At 72.9% G+C, this 25,590-nt stretch carries 24 protein-coding genes; 11 read left to right on the top strand and 13 right to left on the bottom strand.

Going from position 1 to position 25,590, the window contains the following annotated elements:
- Nucleotides 1–56: 56 nt before the first annotated feature.
- Nucleotides 57–1,241 carry a zinc-dependent alcohol dehydrogenase gene (locus ACFVXJ_RS28865; RefSeq protein ID WP_389666120.1) on the bottom strand — a complete coding sequence of 395 codons (1,185 nt, stop codon included), beginning with the start codon at nt 1,239–1,241 and terminating at the stop codon, nt 57–59.
- Nucleotides 1,242–1,377: 136 nt separating this feature from the next.
- Here ACFVXJ_RS28865 and ACFVXJ_RS28860 point away from each other — a divergent pair, with 136 nt between their 5' ends.
- The 3 genes from ACFVXJ_RS28860 to ACFVXJ_RS28850 all read left to right on the top strand — a co-directional run bounded on the left by ACFVXJ_RS28860 (nt 1,378) and on the right by ACFVXJ_RS28850 (nt 4,034).
- Entirely contained in the window at nt 1,378–2,118 is a 741-nt protein-coding gene (locus ACFVXJ_RS28860) for a HemK2/MTQ2 family protein methyltransferase (RefSeq protein WP_389666118.1), read from the top strand.
- Entirely contained in the window at nt 2,115–3,128 is a 1,014-nt protein-coding gene (locus ACFVXJ_RS28855; protein ID WP_389666116.1) for an iron-containing redox enzyme family protein, read from the top strand. The genes ACFVXJ_RS28860 and ACFVXJ_RS28855 overlap by 4 nt, the downstream gene beginning before the upstream one ends.
- Before the next feature lie 63 nt (nt 3,129–3,191).
- The gene (locus ACFVXJ_RS28850; RefSeq protein ID WP_361307405.1) at nt 3,192–4,034 is read left to right on the top strand and encodes a class II glutamine amidotransferase; all 843 of its coding nucleotides are present in this window, start codon (nt 3,192–3,194) and stop codon (nt 4,032–4,034) included.
- Here the strand turns inward: ACFVXJ_RS28850 and ACFVXJ_RS28845 are convergent.
- From ACFVXJ_RS28845 to ACFVXJ_RS28820, 6 genes are read right to left on the bottom strand one after another with little or no spacing between them, the layout of a single operon-like run.
- Entirely contained in the window at nt 4,015–5,832 is a 1,818-nt protein-coding gene (locus ACFVXJ_RS28845; RefSeq protein WP_389666114.1) for a glycoside hydrolase family 15 protein, read from the bottom strand. The two genes, ACFVXJ_RS28850 and ACFVXJ_RS28845, sit on opposite strands and share 20 nt — an antisense overlap.
- 10 nt (nt 5,833–5,842) lie before the next feature.
- Nucleotides 5,843–6,949, bottom strand: a complete 1,107-nt coding sequence (locus ACFVXJ_RS28840) for an enolase C-terminal domain-like protein (RefSeq protein WP_389666112.1) — start codon at nt 6,947–6,949, stop codon at nt 5,843–5,845.
- A complete protein-coding gene (locus tag ACFVXJ_RS28835) occupies nt 6,946–8,709 on the bottom strand; it encodes a GMC family oxidoreductase (protein ID WP_389666110.1) in 1,764 nt (587 codons plus the stop codon). The genes ACFVXJ_RS28840 and ACFVXJ_RS28835 overlap by 4 nt, the downstream gene beginning before the upstream one ends.
- A complete protein-coding gene (locus ACFVXJ_RS28830) occupies nt 8,706–9,425 on the bottom strand; it encodes a gluconate 2-dehydrogenase subunit 3 family protein (RefSeq protein WP_389666109.1) in 720 nt (239 codons plus the stop codon). Before ACFVXJ_RS28830 ends, ACFVXJ_RS28835 begins: the two co-directional genes overlap by 4 nt.
- A gap of 2 nt (nt 9,426–9,427) precedes the next feature.
- The gene (locus ACFVXJ_RS28825) at nt 9,428–9,847 is read right to left on the bottom strand and encodes a hypothetical protein (RefSeq protein ID WP_389666108.1); all 420 of its coding nucleotides are present in this window, start codon (nt 9,845–9,847) and stop codon (nt 9,428–9,430) included.
- Between the two features lie 6 nt (nt 9,848–9,853).
- The gene (locus ACFVXJ_RS28820; protein ID WP_389666106.1) at nt 9,854–11,641 is read right to left on the bottom strand and encodes a thiamine pyrophosphate-requiring protein; all 1,788 of its coding nucleotides are present in this window, start codon (nt 11,639–11,641) and stop codon (nt 9,854–9,856) included.
- A gap of 205 nt (nt 11,642–11,846) precedes the next feature.
- Here ACFVXJ_RS28820 and ACFVXJ_RS28815 point away from each other — a divergent pair, with 205 nt between their 5' ends.
- The gene (locus tag ACFVXJ_RS28815) at nt 11,847–12,389 is read left to right on the top strand and encodes an isochorismatase family cysteine hydrolase (RefSeq protein WP_389666105.1); all 543 of its coding nucleotides are present in this window, start codon (nt 11,847–11,849) and stop codon (nt 12,387–12,389) included.
- Between the two features lie 78 nt (nt 12,390–12,467).
- Here the strand turns inward: ACFVXJ_RS28815 and ACFVXJ_RS28810 are convergent, their stop codons facing one another.
- Nucleotides 12,468–12,992, bottom strand: coding sequence for a DUF1360 domain-containing protein (locus ACFVXJ_RS28810; protein ID WP_389666103.1), 525 nt, complete (start codon nt 12,990–12,992; stop codon nt 12,468–12,470).
- Nucleotides 12,993–13,185: 193 nt separating this feature from the next.
- Here ACFVXJ_RS28810 and ACFVXJ_RS28805 point away from each other — a divergent pair, with 193 nt between their 5' ends.
- Nucleotides 13,186–14,844 (top strand): cytochrome bc complex cytochrome b subunit, encoded by a 1,659-nt coding sequence (locus tag ACFVXJ_RS28805; protein ID WP_389666101.1) that lies wholly within the window; start codon nt 13,186–13,188, stop codon nt 14,842–14,844.
- Nucleotides 14,845–14,853: 9 nt separating this feature from the next.
- Here the strand turns inward: ACFVXJ_RS28805 and ACFVXJ_RS28800 are convergent, their stop codons facing one another.
- Both ACFVXJ_RS28800 and ctaD read right to left on the bottom strand, forming a co-directional pair.
- Nucleotides 14,854–15,243: a cytochrome c oxidase subunit 4 gene (locus ACFVXJ_RS28800; RefSeq protein WP_389666099.1), complete on the bottom strand. Its 390-nt coding sequence runs from the start codon at nt 15,241–15,243 to the stop codon at nt 14,854–14,856.
- Complete coding sequence (gene ctaD, locus ACFVXJ_RS28795) at nt 15,233–16,906, bottom strand: cytochrome c oxidase subunit I (RefSeq protein WP_389666098.1); 1,674 nt, start codon at nt 16,904–16,906, stop codon at nt 15,233–15,235. Before ctaD ends, ACFVXJ_RS28800 begins: the two co-directional genes overlap by 11 nt.
- 185 nt (nt 16,907–17,091) lie before the next feature.
- On the opposite strand from ctaD, the gene ACFVXJ_RS28790 reads away from it, so the two are divergent.
- The gene (locus ACFVXJ_RS28790; protein WP_389666096.1) at nt 17,092–18,585 is read left to right on the top strand and encodes an MFS transporter; all 1,494 of its coding nucleotides are present in this window, start codon (nt 17,092–17,094) and stop codon (nt 18,583–18,585) included.
- Nucleotides 18,586–19,144: 559 nt separating this feature from the next.
- Here ACFVXJ_RS28790 and ACFVXJ_RS28785 read toward each other — a convergent pair.
- On the bottom strand, nt 19,145–19,684 hold the full coding sequence (locus ACFVXJ_RS28785) for a DUF6328 family protein (RefSeq protein ID WP_389666094.1): 540 nt from the start codon (nt 19,682–19,684) through the stop codon (nt 19,145–19,147).
- A 100-nt stretch (nt 19,685–19,784) separates the two neighbouring features.
- Nucleotides 19,785–19,958, bottom strand: coding sequence for a CsbD family protein (locus ACFVXJ_RS28780; RefSeq protein WP_136212348.1), 174 nt, complete (start codon nt 19,956–19,958; stop codon nt 19,785–19,787).
- Nucleotides 19,959–20,072: 114 nt separating this feature from the next.
- On the opposite strand from ACFVXJ_RS28780, the gene ACFVXJ_RS28775 reads away from it, so the two are divergent.
- The gene (locus tag ACFVXJ_RS28775) at nt 20,073–21,167 is read left to right on the top strand and encodes a glutamate--cysteine ligase (RefSeq protein WP_389666092.1); all 1,095 of its coding nucleotides are present in this window, start codon (nt 20,073–20,075) and stop codon (nt 21,165–21,167) included.
- 92 nt (nt 21,168–21,259) lie between these two features.
- Here the strand turns inward: ACFVXJ_RS28775 and ACFVXJ_RS28770 are convergent, their stop codons facing one another.
- Nucleotides 21,260–21,652, bottom strand: coding sequence for a DUF5997 family protein (locus ACFVXJ_RS28770; protein ID WP_389666090.1), 393 nt, complete (start codon nt 21,650–21,652; stop codon nt 21,260–21,262).
- Between the two features lie 57 nt (nt 21,653–21,709).
- Between ACFVXJ_RS28770 and ACFVXJ_RS28765 the strand changes: the two genes are divergently transcribed.
- From ACFVXJ_RS28765 to ACFVXJ_RS28750, 4 genes are all read left to right on the top strand, one after another.
- On the top strand, nt 21,710–22,495 hold the full coding sequence (locus ACFVXJ_RS28765; RefSeq protein WP_389666089.1) for a LysR substrate-binding domain-containing protein: 786 nt from the start codon (nt 21,710–21,712) through the stop codon (nt 22,493–22,495).
- Between the two features lie 42 nt (nt 22,496–22,537).
- Complete coding sequence (locus ACFVXJ_RS28760; RefSeq protein WP_389666087.1) at nt 22,538–23,164, top strand: alpha-ketoglutarate-dependent dioxygenase AlkB; 627 nt, start codon at nt 22,538–22,540, stop codon at nt 23,162–23,164.
- Between the two features lie 64 nt (nt 23,165–23,228).
- A complete protein-coding gene (locus tag ACFVXJ_RS28755; protein ID WP_389666086.1) occupies nt 23,229–24,182 on the top strand; it encodes a tellurite resistance/C4-dicarboxylate transporter family protein in 954 nt (317 codons plus the stop codon).
- Nucleotides 24,183–24,381: 199 nt separating this feature from the next.
- Entirely contained in the window at nt 24,382–25,590 is a 1,209-nt protein-coding gene (locus tag ACFVXJ_RS28750) for an RNA ligase (protein ID WP_389666084.1), read from the top strand.

The raw sequence follows: 25,590 nt of genomic DNA, 5'->3' as shown, positions 1-25,590 counted from the left end.
GGGTGGCCCTGAGCGGCTCCGCGCCGACCCAGGGCCCTCGGCCCGGGGCCGCCGGCTCAGGGCGTCAACAAGGTCTTGATCATGCCGTCTTCCTTGGCCTGGAACATGGCGTAGGCCCGCGGTGCCTCGTCGAGCGGCATGGTATGGGTGGCGAAGCCCTCGACGCCCAGCGGGTCGGAGTCCTCCAGCAGCGGCAGGATGTCGTTCACCCAGGCCCGGACGTTCGCCTGCCCCATCCGGAGCTGGATCTGCTTGTCGAACATGGTCAGCAGGGGCATCGGGTCGGCCGCGCCGCCGTAGACGCCGGACACGGAGACCGTGCCGCCCCGGCGCACCAGGTCGATCGCGGTGTGCAGCGCGGTCAGCCGGTCCACGCCGGCCCGTTCCATCAGCGGCCTGGCCATGGCGTCCGGCAGCAGCCCCGTGAACCGCTGCGCGGCGGACGCCAGCGGAGCCCCGTGGGCCTCCATGCCCACGGCGTCGATGACGGAGTCCGGGCCGCGGCCGCCCGTCAGGTCGCGCACCGCCTCGACCAGGTGCTTGCCCTGCTCCTTGAGGTCCAGCGTGTGGACCCCGAACGCCTTCGCCCGCTCCAATCGGGCCGGCACCAGGTCCACGCCGACGACCAGCTTCGCGCCCCGGTGCAGGGCGATCCGCGCGGACATCTGCCCGATCGGCCCGAGGCCGAGGACGGCGACGCTGCCGCCCGGCGGGACCGCCGCGTACTGCACCGCCTGCCAGGCGGTCGGCAGCACGTCGGACAGGTACACGAAGCGCTCGTCCGGCGGTCCTTCGGGGACCTTCACCGGCAACCTGTCACCGAACGGGACCCGCACGTACTCCGCCTGCCCGCCCGGGACCTGCCCGTAGAGCTTCGTGTAGCCGAACAGCGAGGCGCCCTTCTCGTACTCCCGCACCTGCGTGGTCTCGCACTGCGAGTGCAGGCCCTGGTCGCACATGAAGCAGTCGCCGCAGGAGACGTTGAACGGGACGACCACCCGGTCACCCGGGCGCAGCGTCGTCACGTCCGCCCCCACTTCCTCGACCACGCCCATGGCCTCGTGGCCGAGGATGTCCCCGGGTTCCAGGAACGGCCCGAGGACCCCGTAGAGGTGCAGATCGGAGCCGCAGATCCCGGTGGACGTCACCTTCACGATGATGTCCGTCGGGTCCTTGATGCCGGGATCCGGAACGGTCTCCACCCGCACGTCTCGCGTGCCCTGCCAGGTCAATGCGCGCATGGTCTTTCCTCCAGCGAAGAAGTGGACTCTTCCTTCCGCGCCTCCCCAGCTCACGCGGCCGCACACCTGACAGGTACGTGTGGTGCGCCCGGGACGGGGTAGCCGCCCGTTGACCGACCGACAACGGAGGTGCTGGATGTCGCTGAGCCTCGGATTCCCCCAGGCGCGTCACGAATTCGCCCGCCTGTGGACCCTTCCCGGGGTCTACGCCCCGCAGGAGGACACCTGCCTCCTCGCCGAAGCCGTACGGGACGAGGTCGCACCGGGCATGGACGTGCTGGACATCGGCACCGGCAGCGGGGCGCTGGCCCTGTACGCGGCGCGCCGAGGGGCCCGGGTGACCGCGGTGGACGTCTCCTGGCGCGCGGCCCTGACCGTACGCCTCAACGCCCTGCGGATGCGGCAGCCGGTCACCGTCCGCCGGGGGAGCGTGGCCACCGCCGAGACCCTCGGCCCCTTCGACCTCGTCGTCAGCAACCCGCCCTACGTCCCCGCCCCCGACCCCGGTCTGCCCACGCGCGGGCCCGCGCGTGCCTGGGACGCGGGCCACGACGGGCGCGAGATCGTCGACCGCATCTGCGCCACCGCCCCCGGGCTCCTCAAGCCGCACGGCACCCTGCTGATCGTCCACTCCGCCCTCTGCGGCACCGAGGAGACGCTACGGCGGCTCACCGCCGCCGGGATGCGGGCCGAGGTCGCGGACCGGACCCGCATCCCCTTCGGCCCGGTGCTGCGCTCCCGGCTGCCGTGGCTGCGCGAGCGGGGTCTGGTGGGCCCGCAGGAGACGACGGAGGAACTCGTCGTCGTCCGCGCCGTCGCACCCGCCGCCCCCGCGCCCCGAGACGCCCACCGGCACCTGAGGAGGGTCCACCCGTGACGGCGAGCACCACCCGCCCCCACACGTCCACCACCCCCCGGCTCCCGGCCCCGCGCGGAACCCTCTCCGCCGCGGTGGTCGCGGCCCTGCGCGACCCGGCGGCCCCGCTCCCCGACCCCACCGCCGCGCACACCGCGGACCCGTACGGCGACGACCTGCACCTGGCCCTCTACCTGCTCTACGAACTCCACTACCGGGGCTTCGAAGGCGTCGCCGACACCCGGGAATGGGACCCGGCCCTGCTGACCCTGCGCCGCGCCCTGGAGCAGCGCTTCCTCACCGCCCTGCGCGCCGACGCCCCCGAAGGTCGCACCGTCGACGAGGCGTTCGGCGAGCTGCTGGTGGAGCCAGTCGACCACTCCGGCAGCGTCAGCGGGTACCTGGAGCGCGACGGCGACCTCGGACAGGTGCGCGAGTACGCCGCCCTGCGCTCCCTGTACCACCTCAAGGAGGCCGACCCGCACGTCTGGGTCATCCCGCGCCTGCGCGGCCGTGCCAAGGCCGCCATGGTCGCCATCGAGTACGACGAGTTCGGCGCCGGGCACGCCGACCGCGTGCACGCCGAGCTGTTCGCCCGCCTGCTGGCGGACCTGGGCCTGAACACCGACTACGGCCACTACCTCGACGCCGCCCCGGCCGAAGCCCTCGCGATCGTGAACCTGATGTCCCTGTTCGGGCTGCACCGGGCGCTGCGCGGCGCGCTCGTCGGCCACTTCGCCTGCGTCGAGGTCACCTCCTCGCCCGGCTCCCGCCGGCTGGCGGCGGCCATGCGCCGGCTGGACGCCGGCCCCGCGGCCGAGCACTTCTACGACGAGCACGTCGAGGCCGACGCCGTACACGAGCAGCTGGTGCGCCGCGAGGTCATCGCCGGTCTGCTGGAGGACGAACCCGAGCTGGAAGGCGACATCGCCTTCGGCGCCGACGCCACCGTCCTGCTGGAGGACCGCCTCGGCGCCCTGCTGCTGGACCGGTGGCGGCAGGGCGCGAGCGCGCTGCGGACACCCCTGTGACCGCCGGGCCCGCCGCCGTCCGCCGCGTTAGGCTCGAACCATGTGCTGAAAGGGGTGCCGCCGATGTGCCGCTGGCTCGCGTACTCGGGTTCGCCGGTCCTGCTCGACACCGTCCTCTACCGTCCCGAGCACTCGCTGATCAACCAGAGCCTGCACGCCCGGATGGGCGTGGAGACGACCAACGGCGACGGCTTCGGCATCGGCTGGTACAGCGAGCACGGTGACGGCACCCCGGCGGTGTTCCGTGACATCGGGCCGGCCTGGAACAACCGGAACCTGCGCGAGCTGGCGGCCCACGTCAGCTCGCGGCTCTTCTTCGCCCACGTCCGGGCCTCCACCGGTTCCGCCATCCAGCAGACGAACTGTCATCCCTTCCGGCACGGCCGGTGGCTGTGGATGCACAACGGGGCGATCACCGACTTCCACCGGCTCCAGCGGGACCTGTGCATGGCCGTCGACCCGGCCCTCTTCTCCTCCATCGAGGGCTCCACGGACTCCGAGCTCATGTTCTACCTGGCCGTCACCTTCGGCCTCGACCAGGACGTGCCGGGCGCCGTGGGCCGGATGGTCGGCCTGGTCGAACGGCTCGGCAAGGAGCACGGCGTCGACGACCCGCTCCAGATGACGATCGCCGTCAGCGACGGGCAGAAGGTCTGGGCGTTCCGCTACTCCAGCCAGGGCCGCTCCCGGTCGCTGTTCTACAGCAGCCGGGCCGACACCGTGCGCGAGCTGTACCCGGAGCTGCCCTACCTGCGGAAGGTCTCCGACGACACCCGCCTGGTGGTCTCCGAACCCCTCGGTGACCTGCCCGGCGTGTGGAACGAGCTCCCCGAGGCGAGCTACGTCGTCCTGCCGACCGGCGACGAGGAGGAGGACTACCTCCCCTTCATCCCCGAGCCGCCCTGAGCGCGTCCGGCCCGCCGAGCCCGCCCGGCCCGCTGCCCGGAGGTTCGGCGAGCCGCACGGCCGACTCCAGCAGCAGGGCGTGGACGAAGGCCTGCGGCAGGTTGCCCCGCATGTCCTGGCGGACGATGTCGAACTCCTCCGCGTACAGGCCGGGGGGCCCACAGGCCGCCCGGTTGCGCTCGAACCACCGCACGGCCTCCACCGGCCGGCCCTGTTGGTGCTCGGCCAGTGCCATCAGGAACCCGCACAGCAGGAACGCGCCCTCCGCGTCCCCCAGCGGCCGGTCGTCGTGCCGGAACCGGTAGAGGTAGTGGTCGCGGCCGAGTTCCGCGGCCACCGCCCGCACCGTGGCCCGGCTGCGCGGGTCGGCGGCCGGCACGGCGCCGCGCAGCGCCGGGAGCAGCAGCGCGGCGTCACAGCGCGGGTCGTCGGGGGAGCGCTGCCAGCGACCGCTCGGGTGCAGCCCCTCGGCGGCGGTCCGGGCCACGATGTGGTCGGCGAGGGTCGCCCAGCGCGCCGCCCGACCGGCGCCCGTCGCGCAGTCCGCGGCGGCGGCGCGCAGTCCCGCGGCGCAGATCAGACGGCTGTGGGTCCAGCGGGCGTCCCGGAGTTCCCAGATGCCGGCGTCGGGGCGCACGTGCCGTTCGGCGATCGCGTCGGCGGCGATCCGCACCGCCCGCCGGCCGTCGTCGTCCAGCGCGTCGTGCCGGGCGGCGGCGGCCAGGAGCAGCAGCGCCTCCCCGAACACGTCGAGCTGGAACTGCCGGTTGACCCGGTTGCCGACGACGTCGTAGCCCCCGGGGTAGCCGGGCAGGTCCAGCCGCCGGATGCCCGGGACGGGTCCGCCCGCGGAGGTGTAGGCCGGGCGCAGCCGGGCGCCGTGTTCCAGCAGTCGCGCGGTCAGGAACCGGACCGTGTCGTCCAGCAGCGGGTGGTGGCCCGCCGCGGCGACGGCCTGACCGACGTAGCACAGGTCCCGGATCCACACGTACCGGTAGTCGTAGTTGCGGCCCTGCTCGGCGCCTTCGGGCAGGCTGGTGGTGGCCGCGGCCACCGTCCCGCCGGCCGTGCCGGTCATCCCGCGCAGCACGGCGTAGGCGAGCCGGGCGTCCCGGGCCCCCAGAGCGCCCCGGAAGCCGTCGGGAACCCGCTCGCGCCAGTGGTCCTCGGTGGCCCGCCACAGCCGGTGGGCGGGCTCGGGCGGCCCGAGCGGCCGGTCGGAACACTCCAGGACCAGATCGTGGGCGCCGCCGCCCTCCAATCGCAGCTCCGCGGACAGCAGCGGCCGGCCGCCCACCTCCTCGACCCGGGCCCCCGGCGCCCCCGACCAGCGCAGGTGGAGTCCGCCGGCGCGCGCGGTCCAGCTCCCGTCCTCCGCGCGCCGCAGTCCCCGTACGGGCGTGTCGCCGAAGGCCGCCGACAACTGGAGGGACACCCCGGTACGGACCGGGCCGTCCACCGCCCGGACCTGTCGGAGTACCACCGCGCGGTGCGGGTCGGCCGGGTAGGCCAGCGCCTGGCGGCACTCGCTGCTACCGGTGCGCCCCGTCCAGCGTGCGCGCCAGATCAGCGACCCCGCCTCGTACCAGCCGCTGCGGACACCGGGCTCCTCCGGCGTGATCCGGTACCAGCCCGGGCCGCCGATCAGCGCCGCGAACACCGCGTCGCCGTCCCAGCGCGGGACGCACAGCCACACCAGGTCCCCGCCCGGCCCCACCAGCGCGCCGCGCTCACCGTCCGCCAGCAGCGCGTAGTCGCGCAGCGACCGGGGCGGCGGGGGACCGGAGGGGGGCACCACGACGGCCGCCTCAGCCGGTCCGGTAGGCGGCCGCCCGGTCGGCGCGCAGGGTCAGGCCGAGCCCCGGCGCCCCGTCGGCGCCGGGACGCAGTACGCCGCCGCGCGGGGAGAGGGTGCCCTCGAAGAGCAGTTCCTCGACCCGGACGTGGTCGTGGAACCACTCCAGGTGGCGCAGGTTCGGCACGGCGGCCGCCACGTGGGCGTGCGCGTGCGGGGCGCAGTGCCCGGACAACTGGAGGCAGTGCGCCTCCGCGAGGGCCGCGGCCCGCAGCCAGCCCGTGATCCCGCCGCAGCGGGTGGCGTCCGCCTGGAGGCAGTCGACGACCGCCGCCATCCTGGCGAAGTACGGCAGGTCGTAGCCGTACTCGCCGGCGGCCACGTCGGCGGTGACCGCGTCCCGCACGACCTCCAGGCCCGCCAGGTCGTCGGAGGAGACCGGTTCCTCGAACCAGGTCACCCCCAGCCCCGCCAGGACCCGCCCCACGCGCACGGCCTGTTTGCGGGTGTAGCCGCCATTGGCGTCCACGTACAGCTCGGCGTCCTCGCCGATCGCCAGCCGCGCCTGCTCGACCCGGGCGAGGTCCCGGTCCTCGCAGTCGCCCCAGGACTCGCCGATCTTGATCTTGAAGCGCGGGATGCCCTGCTTTCGCCAGCCGTCCAGTTGCTCGTCCAGGCGCTGCCGGTCGTAGGTGGTGAAACCGCCGCTGCCGTACACCGGGACCTCCTGGCGGACCCGTCCCAACAGAGCGGCCAACGGGAGCCCCAGCAGGCGCGCCTTCAGGTCCCACAGGGCGATGTCCACCGCCGAGAGCGCGCCCGCGACCAGCCCGGGCCGGCCGGCGTTGCGCACGGCGCGGCCCATCGCCTCGTGGGCGCCGGGCACGTCCAGGGCACTGCGCCCCAGCACCGTCTCGCGCAGCGGCCCGCGGACGACATCGGCCGCGGCGCCGGCGCCGTACGTCCAGCCGGTGCCCGTCACCCCCGCCGCGGTCGCCTCGACGAGGATCATGGTGGTGGAGTCCCAGCGGATCGTGCCGTCCGCTTCCGGGCCGTCGGTCGGGATCGTCAGCACCCGCGCCTCCAGCCCCTGCACCGGCGTGTCACCGCGTACGCTCACCGCCCGCCTCCCTCCGCCGGGAGCGGAGCGCGCAGCCCGCTCCGGGCCCCGGCGACCAGCCGCGAGGCGGCACGGTCGACCAGCGCCATGATGGTCAACGCCGGGTTCGCCGAGCCCTGCGTGGGAAGCACGCTGCCGTCGGTGACCAGCAGGTTGGGTACCGCGAAGGAACGCAAGGACGCGTCCACGACACCGTGCAGGGCGTCGCGGCCCATCCGGCAGCCGCCGACGAGGTGGGCGAACCGCTCGATCGTCATCACCTCCGTCGCGCCGGCCGCGCGGAGGATCTCCTCCATGGTGGTGCGGGCGGCGCGGACCAGCGCCCGGTCGTTGTCGCACAGGCTGTGCGAGAACTCGGCGACGGGCAGCCCGTAGCGGTCCCGCTGCGCGCTGAGCGTCACCCGGTTCGTGGCCTGCGGCAGGAACTCGCAGAGCGCGCCCAGAGTGGCCCAGTGGATGTAGTCCTGCATGTAGCGGCGCAGGTCGTGGCCCCAGTGACCCTGGGCGGCCACGTGCTCGGCCCAGGTGACGGGCATCGGCGAGACCGTCTGGATCGCGTACCCGCGCCGGTAGGGGCGGCGCCGGTCGCTCTCGTAGAACTCCTCCGTGGAGACCTCGGGCGGCGGCGCCTTGTACGCCCGGATCTCCTCGGCGAAACGGCCCGAGGTCTGCGGCGCGCCCTGCACCATCACGTACCGGCCGACCAGGTCGTGGTCGTTGCACAGTCCGTCGGGGAACCGGCGGTTGGCGGAGTTCAGCAGCAGCCGGGGGGTCTCGATCGCGTACCCCGCGACCGCCACCGTGCGGGCCCGCTGGAGGTGCTCGCGGCCGTCGCGCAGGTACCGCACCCCCGTGGCGAGGCGGCCCTCGTCGTCCGTCACCACGGCCGTCGCCATGCAGTGCGTACGGATCTCCGCGCCGTGCGCGAGGGCGTCCGGGACATGGGTGATCAGGGTGGACGCCTTGGCGTTGACCTTGCAGCCCTGGAGGCAGAAGCCCCGGTAGATACAGTGCGGCCGGTTCCCGAAGCGGCCGTTGGTGATGGCCACCGGTCCGACCCGGGCCTCGATGCCGAGGGCCGCCGCGCCGCGCAGGAAGATCTCGCCGTTGCCGCCGACCGGGTGCGGGGCGTGCGGGTAGGCGTGCGGATCGCCCCAGGGCCAGAACTGGCCCGCGACGGGCAGTTCCTGCTCGATCCGCTCGTAGAACGGGCGCAGGTCCTCGTAGGACATCGGCCAGTCGGCGCCGATCCCGTCGTCGGTGAACATGGAGAAGTCCGACGGGTGCAGCCGTGGCGCGAACCCGGCGAAGTGCACCGTGGAACCACCCACGCCCCGACCCGAGTTGTTCGAGCCCAGCGGTACGGGGTCGGTCCCGGACAGCACCCGCGGCTCGGTCCAGTAGAGGTGGTGGGAGCCGGCCTCGTCACTGACCCAGTGCCGGTCGGGATCCCAGAACGGGCCCGCCTCCAGGCACACCACCGACCAGCCGGCGCGTGCCATGCGCTGGGCCAGGGTGGCGCCGCCGGCCCCGCAGCCGACGATGACGAGGTCCACCTCGTCGGAGTCCTCGAACCGGCGCATGTCCCGGACCAGGCCGGCGTCGAAGCGGGCGTCACCGTCGGGCAGCAGCCAGGCCGACGCGTTGCGTTCCCGCACCGCCCGCTGGGAGCCGGCGGTCAGCTTCAGCGTCTCCCGCAGGGCCCGGGCCCGGCCCCCGCCCGCGCCGCCCGGTCCTTTCGGCCCGCCGCGCCCGGTCACCGGGACCGTCCTTCGGCGCCGCCGGGCGCGGCCGGGTCCTCGGGTGCCTCGTCCGGGTGCTCCCAGGGCTCGCGCAGCCCCACGCCGAGCCGGGAGTGCCCGCGGGGGTAGGCCGGGCCGGCGAAGCCGATCTCGTTCCACGCCCAGGGATGGGCGTAGAAGGCCGTGCAGGCGTAGCGCATCCACAGGTCCCACAGGTGCCCGACCGGCATCCCGTGCCACTCCTTGCCGGGCGTCCCGTGCGCCGTCACCCGGACACCCTCGATCAGCTCGTCCTGGCGTTCGGGCGTCAGCCCGGCGAAGGAATCCGTCCAGTACCGTTCCGCGGCCTCCACATCGAGCCCGCGCAGCGACCTCCGCCAGGCGTCGCCGTCCTCGGGCATGTCCCGGTGGTGCCAGCCGTCGGTCTGTCCCTCCGCCAACCGGGAGTCGACCATCTGCAGGATCGGCACCTTCGGAGCCCCCGGTGGCCCGTCCTGGGCGAGGAGCCGGTCGAAGAGGGCGGAGGCGGTCGCCTCCTCGGCGAGGGTGAAGAACCGCAGGTCGGGCGGGAGCGTCAGGCGCCCCGTCACGACCGCGCGGGTCGCGCCGTCCCAGGTGTCCGCCTGGTCGAACACGTCGAACCCGGGGAAACGCCGCCCCGACTCCCCGGACGGAACGGTCCGGGGCTGCGCGGCACCGCTCTGCGGGCCGGGGCGCGGCTTGCGTAGCGGCATGGTCACGGCTCCCGTCGCAGGACGGAGGCCAGCAGCCCCATGCCGCCCACCATGGTGACCAGCAACGGCGCGAACAACGGCGGCCCCATCTCCACGTTGAAGCGGGCCATGGACCAGCCGCCGGGCTTGCGGGCGATGCCCCGCACGTGCAGGTACGTGCCCTGCAACCCGTTGGCGAAGATCGCCGCGGACACCACGGGCAGCACGGTGTGCGCCGCCCGGGGGCTGTAGAACCCCGCGATCCCGGCCGCCGCGCCGAGCGGCCCCAGCACCACCGGCCACCACATCATCCGGTTGCCGAAGCTCGCCCGGTCGTGCTCCAGATAGATCTCGGCCGCCGTCACCAGCGCGCCCCCGGAGGTGAGCAGCGACAGCGACCGTTCGAACCGGCCGTGCCGGATGTCCTGAAGGGTCGGCGCCATCGCGCCTCACTCCTTCCCGCTGCCGGGCAGGAACTCCTGGATCTTCGACTTGAGGCCCTGCTTGACCACGGAGGAGCGGTCGCTGTCGCCGTGCAGCACCGACGCCGCGGTCGCCTTGAACTGGTCCCAGGTGGCGTGCGGCGGAATCGGCGGCACCGCCGGGTCGGTACGGAAATCGATCACGAACGGCCGGTCGGCCGCCAGGGCCTGCTGCCAGGCCGCCGTGACGCCCTCGGGTTCCTCCACCCGGACACCGCCCAGCCCGAGCCCGGTGGCGAAGTCCGCGTAGCGCACGTCGGGCAACCGCTGCGACTGCTCGAACTGCGGCATGCCCTCCATCGCCCGCATCTCCCAGGTCACCTGGTTGAGGTCCTGGTTGTTCAGGACGGCCACGATCAGCCGCGGGTCGCTCCACTCCCGGTAGTACTTGGCGATCGTGATCAGCTCCGCCAGGCCGTTCATCTGCATCGCGCCGTCACCGACGATCGCGATCGCCGGCCGCTCGGGGAAGGCGAACTTCGCCCCGATCACGTACGGGACACCGGGCCCCATCGTCGCCAACGTCCCCGACAGGGAGCCGCGCATCGCGCCGCGCATCCTCAGGTGCCGCGCGTACCAGTTCGCGGCCGAACCGGAATCCGCCGCGAGGATCGCGTCGTCCGGCAGCAGCGGGTCCAGCGCGTGCACCACCAGCTCCGGGTTGACGGGATCGGCCGGCACCTTGGCCCGGCGTTCCATCACCTCCCACCACCGCTCGGTGGCCTGCTCGATGCCGTCGCGCCAGCTCCGGTCGGTCTTGCGCTCCAGCAACGGCAGCAGCCGCTTGAGCGTCTCCGTCGCGTCGCCGACGACGTTCACCTCGAACGGGTAGCGCAGCCCGACCATCGAGGGATCGACATCGATCTGCACCGCCCGGGCCTGTCCGAACGCGGGCAGGAACTGGCTGTACGGGAAGCTGGAGCCGATCACCAGCAGGGTGTCGCAGTCCCGCATCATCTCGTACGAGGGCCGGGTCCCCAGCAGCCCGATCGAGCCCGTCACCCACGGCAGCGTGTCCGGCAGGACGTCCTTGCCCAGCAGCGCCTTGGCGGCGCCCGCGCCCAGGATCTCGGCGACCTCCTCGACCTCCGCCCGGGCGTTCCGCGCGCCTTGGCCGACGAGCATCGCGACCTTCTCGCCCGCGTTGAGGATCTCGGCGCACCGCTGCAGCTCCTCGTCCGCCGGCACCGGCGCGTAGCGGCCCAGGCCCTGGCTGGAGGGCACCATCTTGAACTCGTGCGTGGGCGCCTCGTACTCCAGGTCCTGCACGTCGGCCGGGATGATCACCGCCGTGACCGTGCGCCGCGCCGTCGCCACGCGCATGGCGCGGTCCAGGACGCCCGGCAGCTGCTGCGGGACCGTGACCATCTCGCAGAACTCCGAGGCCACGTCCTTGTAGAGGGCCAACAGGTCCACTTCCTGCTGGTAGGAGCCGCCCATCGCGGTCCGGGCGGTCTGCCCGACGATGGCGACCACCGGTACGTGGTCCAGCTTGGCGTCGTAGAGGCCGTTGAGCAGGTGGATGGCGCCCGGACCCGAGGTCGCGGCGCAGACTCCGGTGCGTCCGGAGAACTTCGCGTAGCCCACCGCTTGGAAGGCGGCCATCTCCTCGTGCCGGGCCTGGATGAACCGGGGCTTGTCGTCGGCCCTGCCCCAGGCACCGAGCAGGCCGTTGATGCCGTCCCCCGGGTAGGCGAAGACGTGCTCCACCCCCCACGCGCGCAGCCGTTCCAGCAGATGATCCGAGACCTTCATCGCATGGACTCCGTTCGCAAACCGGTGCGGCCGCCCGGGCCGGGGGCGCGCCGCGCGCCCTGTTTCGCGGCTAACCCGCCACAGGCGGGGCAAACCCCCCGCCCGGGTGCTTGCCGAGGGCATCCGGGGCGGCCGGGCGGGTAGCAGCCGAAGACCGGAGGGTGCCTTCCTCCGGGCGGTCAGCGCACGCGCGGGAGGTCGGGACATGGCAGGAAGCGCACTCGTCGTCATCGACATGATCAACCGGTACGAGCACGCCGACGCGGATCTGCTCCTGCCCTCCGCCCGCGAGGTCGTGCCCCGCATCCAGTTCCTCCTGGAGCGCGCCCGCCGCGGCGACACTCCCGTCATCTACGTCAACGACAACTTCGGCCAGTGGCGCTCGCACCACGGGGAGATCCTGCGGACGGCCCTCGACGGCCCGCACGCCGACCTGGTGAAGCCGTTGCTGCCCGACGAGGACTCCCTCTTCGTGCTCAAGGCACGCCACTCGATCTTCTTCGAGACGCCGCTGGCCTACCTGCTGGGGGAGCTGGACGTCGACCACCTGGTGCTGTGCGGACAGGCGACCGAACAGTGCGTGCTCTACTCCGCGCTGGACGCGCACATCCGCCACATCGACGTCACCGTCGTCCGGGACGCGGTGGCACACCTGCACCGGGACCTCGCCGACGCCGCCCTGCGGATGATGGAGACCAACATGTCCGCCCGCATCAGCGAGGCCGACGCCGACGACCTCCCGCTCTGAGCGCGCCGCCGCCTCTCGTCCGGACGGCCGCGCCCCGTTGTCCGCGTGATGGTCCGCGGCGCGATGGTCCGCGCGCCGTCATCCGCCGTCGGCCTGCAGCCGGCCGCGACAGAGTTGGAGCAGGTCCGCTCCCGTCAGCGCCGCCAGTGAACCGACCGCGAAGCGGGTGAGGGCCGGCGCGAACACGTATCCGGCGCCGAACCCCGTCGTCACCCACAGGCCCAGGCAGAACGGGCAGGTCAACAGCTCGCCGATCGCGTGCCGGGCCCCCGAACCGCGGACCTCCTCCATCAGCTCGGCCGGGCCCGACGTGCCCTCGTAGCGGGCGAAGGGGGCCCGCAGCGGACTGGTGACGGGGTCCTTGGCCAGGGTGTGCGCGACCCAGTGCGTGGCGCCGCCCAGCAGCACCACGTCGAACGGGGACAGCCGGGGCACCGGCCTGCGGGTGACCCGGGCGGCCGTCACCAGGCCCGCGACGGCGGCGCCGTACGCACCCATGAGCGCCACGTATCCCTTGAGCGGGCGCTCCTCCGTCCCGGCGTAGGCCCGCTCCTCGCGGTCGGCGCGGCGCCGGACACTGTTCAGTGCTCGGGTGACATCCATAGAAGACTCCTCGTGGCCGTACGTGGTGTCCGTCGACGCCTACCCGGCCCTGCCGCGCACACGCCCCCCGACCCGAGGGTGTGACCGACCAGGTGACCGCGATCGACCCCCGGGCGCGCCGCACGCCGCCGCGCCCGCGGAGCCCGGCACAGTGACCCCCGGACCGGTCACGCGGACAGGGAGGTGCACCGGGGTGCTGGCGTCACGGCGCAGGACTCGGCCGCTGGACCGGGCGCGCCGCGCGGCGGTGCGCGGCGCCCACCGGGCGGACGCCCGGCTGCCCCTGGGGGAACTGGCGCGCGGCGTGCTGCGCAAGGTGTTCCCCGACCACTGGTCGTTCCTGCTCGGCGAACTCGCCCTCTACAGCTTTCTGGTCCTGCTGCTGACGGGGGTCTACCTGACCTTCTTCTTCGACCCCTCGACGGCCGAGAGCGCCTACCGCGGCACGTACGCGCCCCTGCGCGGGGTGCGCATGTCCCAGGCATACCTCTCCACCCTCCGGATCAGCTTCGACGTACGCGGCGGACTGCTGATCCGCCAGACCCACCACTGGGCGGCGATCCTCTTCCTCTCCGCGATCGGCGCCCACATGCTGCGCGTGTTCCTCACCGGAGCCTTCCGCCGCCCCCGCGAGGCCAACTGGACCATCGGGGTCACCCTGTTCCTGCTGGCGCTGCTGGAGGGCTTCTGCGGCTACTCGCTGCCGGACGACCTGCTCTCCGGCACCGGACTGCGCATCGCCCAGGGGATCGTGCTCTCCGTCCCGCTGGTCGGCACCTACCTGGACATGCTCGTCTTCGGCGGCGAGTTCCCCGGCCACGACATCGTGTCGCGCCTCTACCCGGTGCACATCCTGCTGGTCCCCGGCCTGCTCCTGGGCCTGATCACGCTGCACGTCCTGCTGGTGTTCACCCTCAAGCACACCCAGTGGGCCGGCCCCGGCAGAACCGGCCGCAACGTCATCGGACTGCCCTTCTTCCCCCAGTACCTCGCCAAGTCCGGCGGCCTGTTCTTCATGGTCTTCGGCCTGCTCGCCGCCCTCGGCGCGCTGGCGCAGGTCAACCCCATCTGGGCGTACGGCCCCTACCGCCCCGACATCGTCTCCACCGGCTCCCAGCCCGACTGGTACGTCGGCTTCCTGGAGGGGGCCCTGCGCCTGATGCCCGGCGTGGAGACCCGGCTGTGGGGGCACACCGTGGCCTGGAACCCGCTGCTGACCGGGGTGGTCCTGCCCGGACTGCTCTTCGCGGCCCTGTACTCCTACCCCTTCTTCGAACGCTGGGTCACCGGGGCGACGGGCGAGCGGCACCTGTGCGACCGCCCCCGCAACCGGCCCGCCCGTACCGGCCTGGGAGTGGCCGCCCTGTCCTGCTACGCCGTGCTGCTCCTCGCGGGCGGCCAGGACGTCATCGCCTTCGTCTTCGACGTCCCGGTGTCCGGGGTGACCTGGGTCCTGCGCGTCGGGTTCTTCGCCGTCCCGGCGGGCGCGTTCTGGCTCACCCGACGCCTCTGTCTGGCGTTGCAGGTCCACGACCGGGACCTGCTGACCGAGGGCGAGGAGACCGGCCTGGTGCGGCAGGGCCTCGAAGGCGGCTTCCACCCCGACCACGCGCCCCTGCCCGGCCCCGCCCGGCTCGCCCTGCTCGTACGGGAGGTGCCGATCCCCTCGGAGCCCGCCGACCCGGCGCCGGGCGGCGCGCCGCGGCGGCTCGCGGACCGGACCCGTACGGCGCTCAGCGCCTGGTACTACCGCGACCGGATCCGCTTCCCGGCGACCGCCGAACAGCGCCGCAAGATCGCCGCGACCCTCGCCGGCCCCGACCGGGAGCCACCACCCCCACCCGGCGACTGACCGGGCCGGCTACTCGGCGTGGCCCAGCCCCTGGAAGGCGAAACCGAGGACCCCCGGCAGCAGTACGCCGAACCCGACGAGGCACAGCCACAGGCCCTGCACCACGCCCAGGCCGATCAGCGCGCTGCCCGCGGCCGCCAGGACCGGCGCGAAGCTGCGGGCGGGGAAGTAGAGCCGGCGTCCGGCGGTGTCCCGTACTTCGGCCGTCTCGTGGTCCTCCGGGCGTTCCCCGCCCTTCACCCGCTGCCGCCAGAGGAAGGCCGCGATCAAGGCGGACATCACGAAGGACACGCACAGCGCGGCGCGTCCCGCCGGATCGGGGGAGAACCAGCCGTAGACGACCGTCGTCACCGCGAAGAACGCGGCCGTACCGGTGAACAGCCAAGCCTCAACTTTCACGGGGCACCTCCGGGTGGTGCAGGTCGAAGGCGGGTGACTCGGACCGGATGCGGGGCAGCGCGTGGAAGTTGTGCCTCGGCGGCGGGCAACCGGTCGCCCACTCCAGCGAACGCCCCCAGCCCCACGGGTCGTCCACCCCGACCGGCGTGCCGTGACGCCACGTCTTCCACACGTTGTAGAGGAAGGGCAGGGTGGACAGACCCAGCAGGAACGAGCCGATGCTGGAGAGGGAGTTGAGGACGGTGAAACCGTCGCTCGCGAGGTAGTCCGCGTACCGGCGCGGCATGCCGGCCTCGCCCAGCCAGTGCTGGACCAGGAACGTCGTCTGGAAGCCGATGAACAGGGTCCAGAAATGGATCTTGCCGAGCCGCTCGTCCAGCATTCGGCCGGTGAACTTGGGCCACCAGAAGTAGAACCCGGCGAACGTGGCGAAGACGATCGTCCCGAAGAGCACGTAGTGCAGGTGCGCCACCACGAAGTAGCTGTCCGTCAGATGGAAGTCCAGCGGCGGTGACGCCACCAGCACTCCGGACAGGCCGCCGAGCAGGAAGGTGACGAGGAAACCGATGGACCACAGCATCGGCGTCTCGAAGGACAGCGACCCGTGCCACATCGTCCCGATCCAGTTGAAGAACTTCACGCCCGTCGGGACGGCGATCAGGAACGACAGCAGGGAAAAGAACGGCAGCAGCACCGCGCCGGTCGCGAACATGTGGTGCGCCCACACCGTCGCCGACAGCCCCGTGATGGCGATGGTGGCCCCGATCAGGGCCTGGTAGCCGAACATCGGCTTCCGACTGAACACCGGGACGATCTCGCTGATCACCCCGAAGAACGGCAGGGCCACGATGTAGACCTCCGGATGCCCGAAGAACCAGAAGAGGTGCTGCCACAGGATCGCCCCGCCGTTGGACGCGTCGAAGACGTGCGCGCCGAACTTCCGGTCGGCCTCCAGGACCAGCAGCGTCGCGGTGAGCACGGGGAACGCCAGCAGCGCCAGGATCGAGGTGAACAGCACGTTCCAGGTGAAGATCGGCATCCGGAACAGCGTCATCCCCGGCGCCCGCAGGCACACGATGGTGGCGATGAAGTTCACCGACCCGAGGATCGTGCTCAACCCCGCCACGGCCAGTCCCATGACCCACAGGTCCGGCCCGGTGCCGGGGGAGTGCGCGGCGCCGTTCAGCGGCGCGTACGCGAACCAACCGAAGGCGGCCGGCCCGTCCGGCGTCAGGAAGCCGCCCACCACCATCAGCCCGCCGAACAGGTAGACCCAGTAGGTGAAGGCGTTCATCCGGGGGAACGCCACATCGGGCGAGCCGATCTGCAACGGCATCAACGCGTTGGCGAATCCGGTGAAGGTCGGCGTCGCGAACAGCAGCATCATGATCGTGCCGTGGATGGTGAAGAGTTCGTTGTACTGCTGGTTCGACAGGAACTGCATTCCGGGGCGGGCGAGTTCGGCCCGCACCGTCAGCGCCAGCACCCCCGCGAAGAGGAAGAAGCCGAACGCGGTGACGAGGTAGAGATTGCCGATCACCTTGTGGTCGGTGGTCGACAGTACGCGCAGCACGGTCGCGCCGTGGCGGGTCCGCCGCTCGGTGCCGATCGCCGGCCGGTCGTCCGGGGGTGCCGCATCCGGTGCGTGGTCCACCGACGTCATCCGTCCTCCAGGGAGCCTCGCGACGGCGGGAACCCGCGGCCCCCGCGCCGTACGTCTGCCCTACAGGCCGACGGGCCGTCAGGACCGGCGGCGCGCCCGAACGGGCGGTCCGTGTCCCCCGAGCAGGCTGCCGCGGCCGCTTTACGGCGGGTTTACGGTCCCGGGCGCAGGGCAGACGCCGTGGCATGGCTGATCTTGTGGAACAGGGGACCGTCACCACCAAGGTTCCCGCGCGGCTGGACCGGCTCCCCTGGTCCCGATGGCACTGGATGATCGTGATCGGACTGGGAACCGTATGGATCCTGGACGGTCTGGAAGTCACCATCGTCGGCAACATCGCCAGTCGGCTCTCCGAGGACGGCAGCGGACTCGACATCACGGACGCCCAAGTCACCGGCATGGCGGCGGCGCTGTACGTGGCCGGGGCGTGCGCCGGCGCCCTGATCTTCGGCCGGCTGACCGACCTCTTCGGGCGCAAGAAGCTGTTCCTCATCACGCTCGGGGTCTACCTGGCCGCGACCGCCCTGACCGCGTTCTCCTTCTCCGCCTGGTGGTTCTTCGTCTTCCGGTTCCTCACCGGATTCGGCATCGGCGGGGAGTACGCGGCGATCAACTCCGCGATCGACGAACTGATCCCCGGCAAGTACCGGGGCCGCGTCGACCTCATCATCAACGGCAGCTTCTGGCTCGGCGCGGTCGCCGGGGCCCTGCTCTCCGTCCTCGCCCTCGACACCGACCTCTTCCCCACGTGGCTGGGCTGGCGGCTGACCTTCGCCCTCGGCGTGGTCCTCGGACTGGTGATCCTCCTCGTGCGCCGGCACGTACCCGAGAGCCCGCGGTGGATGTTCATCCACGGCAAGGCGACCGAAGCCGAGGAACTGGTCACCGAGGTCGAACGGCAGGTCGAGGAGGAGAAGGGCCGGCCGCTGCCGGAGCCGGGCGAGGCCATCACCGTCACCCAGCGGCGCAGCACCGGCTTCGGCGAGATCGCCAAGACGGTCTTCCGGGACTACCCGCGCCGGGCCGTCCTCGGGCTGTCCCTCTTCATCGGCCAGGCGTTCCTCTACAACGCGATCACCTTCGGGTTCGGCAGCATCCTGGTCACCTTCTTCGACGTCCCCTCCGGTCACACCGGCTACTACTTCGCCGTCATCGCCTTCGGGAACTTCCTCGGACCGCTGCTGCTGGGCAAGTTCTTCGACACCGCCGGACGTCGTCCGATGATCGCGGGCACGTACATCCTCTCGGGGCTGCTGCTCTTCGGGACGGCATGGCTCTTCGGCGCCGGGCGGCTCAGCGCGGTCACCATGACCGCCTGCTGGTGCGTGGTGCTGTTCTTCGCCTCGGCGGGCGCCAGCTCGGCCTACCTGACCGTCAGCGAGATCTTCCCGATGGAGACGCGGGCGATGGCGATCGCCTTCTTCTACGCCGTCGGCACGGCGGCCGGGGGCATCTCGGGTCCGCTGCTCTTCGCCAAGCTGACCTCCAGCGGAGTGGTGTCCGACGCGGTCATCGCCTTCTGCGTGGGCGCCTCCCTGATGGTGGCGGCCGGGGTGGTGGCGGTCTTCTTCGCCGTCGCCGCCGAGGGCCGCTCGCTGGAGCAGATCGCCACCCCGCTCTCGGCCCGGACCACCGCCCCCGCGGCCGCCGCTCAGGCCGCGGGCCCGGCGGGCGGCTGAGTCCCGCCCCGACACGGTCCCCGGAAGCCGCCGCGCGGCCCGGGGGCCGCTTCGCGTACCCGCCCGCGCGTACCCGCCCCTCGCGCGTGCCCGCAGCGCGGAGGCGCCGGGCCGACGGGTACCGGCGCCCGCCTACCAAACCATGCGGAAACCGCCCGGACCAGGTCTACTCGGAACGTCGGAACCACCCGGACGGTGCGGTTGCAGGCCGCGCTCCCGGGCAGGCGGAGGGACGCGCGGGCCGCGCCGAGCGGCCCGCACGAGACGAAAGCCGAGGTGAGTCGCATGGACCGGGCCACGGAGCCGCTACGGACCGACCGGGCAGCGGGCGCGCGGGAGCCGGACACGCCGGGCCACGACCCGAAGACCCCGCAGCCCGAAGGGCCGGGCCCGACCCCCGGCCCCGGCGCGGTGCCCCGCGACCCGCGGCCCGCCCGCCCCGGGGAGAAACCGCCCGCGCCGGCCCCCACGTCGCCGGCGCCCGGTGGACAGCCCCCGAGCGAGCGGCCGCCCGCCCAGGAGCCCCCGGACTAGGCACGGCTCGTGGGAGGCCCGGACGCTAGTCGCGGCGGCTCGTGTGCCGGTGGCGCACCCACAGCGGGAGCGCGAACCAGCACAGCAGGTACCAGGCCAGCACGCCCGACACCAGCCACGGGACGAGCGCGTCGTGCGTCGCCACCCGCAGGATCAGGAGCAGGGCCGTGCACAGGGTCATCAGGAGCAGCACGATGCCCACCATGGTGAGCCGCGAGGCCCAGGTGACCGCCTGCGGCTTGATACGGCGCCGGAAGACGATCCGGTGGAAGGCGACGGGGCCGATGAGGGCGCCGGTGGCCAGCGAACCGAGGATGACGGTGATCAGATAGATCGTCCGGTCCCCCTGCGCGAGGTGCTGGAAGACCGGGGTGAAGGCGACCGTCAGGAGGAAGCCGAACAGGATCTGCACACCCGTCTGGGCCACCCGGATCTCCTGCACGAGTTCGCCCCACTGGCGGTCCGCCCGCTGTTCGGGGCTCTCGTGGCGCCCGTCGTCCCGGCGGGCGCCCCCCGGGTCCCGTGCGCCACCGTCGCTCTTGTCCTCGGTGTCATCGGCGGGCATGGGACCTCCTGGCGAAACGGAAGCGGAACGGAACGTGCCTCCCGGCACCACGAGGGTGCTCGGGAGGCACGGGAAAAGCGGAAGAGCCGGAGAAAGGGAGTCAATCCTTGAGGGTGTCCTTGATCTTCTCCTTGGCCTGCCGGGCATCGCCCTTGGCCTGTTCGGCGCGGCCCTCCGCGGTGAGCCGTTCGTTGCCGACGGCGCGTCCCGCGGCTTCCTTGACCTTGCCCTTGGCCTGCTCGCCCTTGGACTTGGCCTTCTCGTCACCCGACATGGCTTTCACTCCATCCGAAAGGGAAATGCGGACCTTGAAGCGTCTGACCACGAATGACCGCCGCAAACCCGGGGAGCCGGAATTCATGCCCGAATTCATGGGTAGCCGACGGACATGATCACCGTTGGGGTCGAGGAAGAGTACGTCCTGCTGGACCCTCATACCCACCTGCCCATCGCGCTCGCGGAGGAAGTGCGCTCCGCGGCCGGTCTCGGGTCGTTCGTGGACGAGGGGGAGGTGCAGGACGAGCTCCTCCAGGCCCAGATCGAGGTCGCCACGCCCGTCTGCACGGACCTCGGCGAGGTGGGCGGCCACCTGCTGCGCCTGCGGCACGCGGTGGCGTCCGCGGCCGAGGACAAGGGGTGCAGGGTCGCGATGACCGCCACCGCGCCGCTCAAGGACGGCACGCCGCCCGCGGTCACCCCGAAGCCGCGCTACCTGCGGATGCGGGAGGAAGCCCGGCGGCTGGTCGACGAGCAGCTCATCTGTGGCATGCACGTGCACGTCGCGGTCCCGGGCCGGGAGATGGGCGTGGCCGTGCTCAACCGGATCCGCGTCTGGCTCCCGACGCTACTGGCCATGTCGGGGAACTCTCCGCTGTGGGACGGGCGGGACACCGGCTTCGCCAGTTGGCGCACCATCGTCTTCGGTCGCTGGCCCGTCAGCGGACCACCGCCCGCCTTCACCGACCTCGCCGACTACGAGAAGCGCATCGGGGCGCTGCTGGAGTCGGGGGTCATCGGCGACCGGGGACAGCTGTACTGGCAGGCCCGGCTCTCGGACCGCTACCCGACGATCGAGGTGCGCTGCCTGGACGTCCAGCTGGAGGCGGACGACGCCGTCCTGTTCGCCGGTGTCATCCGGGCGCTCGTCACCACCGCGATCGCCGAGGAGGAAGCGGGCGCCCCGCCGCCCGCCTGCCCGCACGAACTCCTGCAGGCCGCGAACTGGCACGCCGCCCGGCACGGGCTGAACAGCACCCTCGTGGACCCGTCGGGGCAGCGGCACAGCGCCGGCGACGTGCTGTGCCGGCTGACCGGCTACATCGCCCCCGCCCTGGAGGAGTCCGGCGACCTCCGGGAGGTCAGCGCGCTCACGCACCGGCTGCTGCGCGAGGGCACCCCGGCGGACCGCCAGCGCCGCGCGCTCGCCGAGGGCGGCATGGCCGCCCTGGCCGACCTGATCACGGCCACGGTCCCCGACCGCTGACGGCCCCGTGCACACATGCGCGAGGGGCCCCGGACAACGGTCCGGGGCCCCTCGCGCACGCGCCCGTGCGGGCGCTCCGCCGTTGCCGGCGGTCAGCTCTCGCGGGCCGCGCGCTCCGCCTGCTTCTCCTTGATCCGCACCGCTTCCTTGCGGACCTCCGCCTGCGTGGCGCGCTCCTTGACGAGCCACTCGGGCGCCTCGTCCTTGAGCGCCTCGATCTGCTCGGTGGTGAGCGCCTCGGTGATCCCGCCGCGGGCGAGCCCCGCGATGGAGACGCCGAGCTTCGCCGCGACCACCGGGCGCGGGTGCGGGCCGTTGCGTCGCAGCTCCTGGAGCCAGGCGGGCGGGTCGGCCTGGAGCGCGTTCAGCTCGGTCCGCGAGACGACACCCTCCTGGAACTCGGCGGGTGTGGCCTCGAGGTACACACCCAGCTTCTTCGCCGCGGTCGCGGGCTTCATGGTCTGGGTGGTCTTGTGCGACGTCATGTCCCCAGGGTATCGAGCATGTGCGCTACCTCTGACCACGGCCGGTAATCTGGCCGGGTGACAGGCTCGGAAGTACCTCCCCAGTTCCGGCTCGCCTACGTTCCAGGGGTGACGCCCACCAAATGGGTGCGGATCTGGAACGAGCGGCTGCCCGACGTCCCGCTGACCCTCGTCCCGGTGTCCCCGGCCGAGGCGCCCGGCGTCCTGCGGGCCGGCGGCGCCGACGCGGGCTTCGTCCGCCTCCCGGTCGACCGCACGGAACTCAGCGCGATCCCCCTGTACACCGAGACCACCGTCGTCGTGATCCCGAAGGACCACATCGTCGCGGCGGTCGAGGAGATCTCCACCGGGGATCTCGCCGACGAGATCGTCCTGCACCCCCTGGACGACACCCTGGACTGGGAGAGCCTGCCGGGGCGGCCCGCCATCGAGCGCCCCGCGACGACCGCGGACGCCATCGAGTTGGTCGCGGCGGGGGTGGGCGTCCTCGTCGTCCCGCAGTCGCTCGCCCGCCTGCACCACCGCAGGGACCTCACCTACCGGCCGGTCACGGGCGCGCCCGAATCGCGCGTCGCGCTGTCGTGGCCCGAGGCCGAGGCCACCCCCGACCTGGTGGAGGAGTTCATCGGGATTGTCCGCGGCCGGACGGTCAACAGCACGCGGGGCCGCAGGCAGGACCCGGCCCCGGCTTCCGCCCAGCCGAAGGGCAAGCGCCCCGACAAGGCGGCGGGCGCGGCCCGCAAGACCGCCAAGCCCGCCCCCGGGAAGGGCGCGCGCGGTGGGTCGGGCGGCGCCAAGGGTGCCAAGAGCACCGGTCGCGGCAAGCCCCGCCGGGGCCGCTGACAAATCGAGCACATGTTCGGGCCGCAGGAGTACGCTGGACCCATGCACGCGCTCCAGGGATCACTGTTCGACCAGACCGACGAGATCCGGCTCGGCCCGCTCTCCGGGCTGCGCCGGACCGACCTGGGGGCCGGCGCCTGGGTCGACCACCTGCCCGGCTGGCTCACCGGCTCGGACGCGCTGTTCGAGCGGCTCGCCGCCGACGTGCCCTGGCACGCCGAGCGGCGCCACATGTACGAACGCGAGGTCGCCGTCCCCCGGCTGCTGTCCTTCTACCGGGCCGGGGAGGCGCTGCCGCATCCCGTCCTGACCGAAGCCCGCACGGCGCTGAGCCGGCACTACGCCGCCGAACTGGGCGAGCCCTTCGTCACCGCCGGGCTGTGCCTGTACCGCGACGGCCGGGACAGCGTCGCCTGGCACGGCGATCGCACCGGCCGCTCCGCCACCGAGGACACCATGGTCGCCATCCTCTCCGTGGGAGACCCGCGCGACCTGGCGATCCGCCCCCGCGACGGCGGCCCCACCCTGCTCCGGCTGCCCCTGGGTCATGGCGACCTCGTGGTGATGGGCGGCTCCTGCCAACGCACCATGGAGCACGCGGTACCCAAGTCGACGCGCGCCGTCGGACCCCGCGTCAGCATCCAGTTCCGCACGCAGGGCGTCGGCTGACGACCGTCCCCGCGCCGGGGCGGTTCGGCCGGCGGTGCGCCGGCCACTGGTGTCCGCTGGAGGGGTGAGAGCCCTGCTCGGCCGCCGCCGCCGGCGGACCGGACCGCCGCCCGCCGCGGGCGCCGCCGTGATGGCCTCCGGCATCATCTCCGTCGGGCTCGCCCTGATCGGCGACGACCTGCTCTCCCTCGCCGCGCTGGCCGTCACCGCGGCGCTGTGGCTGGTCCTCGCCGCCGTCTTCGCGACCCGGCTGATCGTGGACCGGGATCGGTTCCGCGCCGAAGCCGACACCCCGTCCGCCCTCACCGCCGTGGCCGCCACCACCGTGCTGGGCGCCCGCCTCTCGCTGCTCGGCCGGCAGGGCGCCGCCGTCGTCCTGCTAACCCTGGCCGCGGCGCTCTGGCCCGGGCTGCTGTACGCCGTCCTGCGGCACCGGCCGCGCAGCCGGCTGCCCGGCGCCGCCTTCCTCGTCTGCGTGGCCACCCAGGGGCTCGCCCTGCTGGCGGCGGTGCTGTCCGCCGCCTGTCACCAGGACTGGCTCGGCCGTGCGGCCCTGGCCCTCTTCGTCCTCGGACTGCTGCTGTACGCGGCGGCCCTCGCCCGCTTCGACCTCCGCGAGGTGACCGGGGGCGCCGGCGACCACTGGGTGGCCGGTGGGGCCCTGTCCATCAGCGCCCTCGCCGGATCGAAGCTCACCGCGTCACCCGTCTGGACGGGCGCCGGGCACACCGTCCTGCGGACCCTCACCCTGGTCCTGCTCTGCTCCTCGCTCGCCTGGTACGTCGTGCTCCTGGCGGCCGAACTGCGCAGCCCCCGGCCGCGCTACGACATCCGCCGCTGGTCCACCGTGTTCCCCCTCGGCATGACGGCCACCGCCTGCCTCTCCGCCGCCGCACCCACCGGCGCCGGCTGGCTCCGGCCCGTGGGCGAGATCCTGCTGTGGGTCGCCGTGGCGGCCTGGGTCCTGACCTTCGCGGCGTTCCTCGGCGCCCGCCTCGGCGACCCGCGAGCCACATAGCGGGACGCCCGGTTCCCCGCCCCACGCCCCCTCTCGGCAAGTCGGTCCCGTCGGCGAGGAGTTCATCGGCCGCACGACGACCCGGGGGTCGTGACGGAGCACCCGGCTCGGCAATGGCATGCCGTGCGACCAGTCATAATTGAGTACCGGGCCACTCTCCCGCACGCGAGAATGAACCATCTCGAACCGGGAGGACCCCATGAGCCAGGCGTTCCTGACTCTGCATGACCTGCTGCCCGCGCAGGAGCTCAAGGCGGCGATCGACGCCGGCCACGTGAGCCGCAAGGCGCACCCCGAACTGCCGCTGTCGATCTACACCTACACCCGCACGGCCCAGTACGAGCGGGTCTGGAACCGGGTCACCACGCGCTGCCGGGGCCTCGTCGCCGACGACACCACCGGGCGGATCGTCGCCCTGCCGCTGCCGAAGTTCTTCAACGTGGGCGAGCACGAGTCGGACCTGCCCTACGCGCCGGCCCTGCCCGACGAGCCGTTCGAGGTCTACGACAAGGTCGACGGCAGCCTGGGTGTGGTGTTCCACTACGCGGGCGCGTGGCGGGTCGCCTCCAAGGGCTCCTTCATCAGCGAGCAGGCGACCTGGGCGCAGCGCCGGCTCGACGGCCGCGACACCGCGCACCTCGTACCCGGCGTCACCTACCTCGCGGAGATCCTCTACCCGCAGAACCGGATCGTCGTGGACTACGGCGACCGCCGCGACCTGGTCCTCCTGGCCGCGTTCGACCGGGACGGCACCGAGGTGCCGCTCGCCGGTGCCGCCCGGCACTGGGGGGACATCGGCTCGGTCGTCACCGTCCGGCCGGCCATGCCGCTCGCCGAACTCCTCGCGCTGACCGACTCCAACACCCTGCCCGGCGGCGCCGCGGCCACCGGCACCGACGCCGAGGGCTTCGTGTTGCGCTTCGCCTCCGGCCTCCGCGCCAAGGCCAAGATCGCCGAATACGTACGTCTGCACAAGGTGCTCACCGGCGTCACCGAGCGCGACATCTGGCGCGGCCACGGCGTCCGGCGCTTCGCCGGCCTGCCCGCCCGGCGGCTCGCGCAGGCCCTGGGCTGCGCCGTCTCCGACATCGAGGCATGGGGCGACAAACCGCTCGACGCGCTGCTGGACCAAGTCCCCGACGAGTTCGACACGTGGGTCCGCGCGGTCATCGCCCGCCTGGAGGACGCCGCCGCCCAGCGCGAACACGCCATCGACGAGGCGTTCGCGGCACTGGCCCACCTGGCCGCCGACCGCGGGGCCTTCGCCCGGGCCGCGAAAGCGCTGCCCGACAGCCGGTTGCGCGCGGCGCTGTTCCTGCGCCTGGACGGCGAGCGGACCGAGCTCGTCACCTGGCGGGCCGTACGGCCGGAATCGGCCGACCCCTTCACCACCGACGAGGAGAACTGA

This window comes from Streptomyces sp. NPDC058279, from assembly GCF_042881255.1.
Classification (GTDB): domain Bacteria; phylum Actinomycetota; class Actinomycetes; order Streptomycetales; family Streptomycetaceae; genus Streptomyces.
This window is presented reverse-complemented; position numbering and strand designations above follow the sequence as displayed.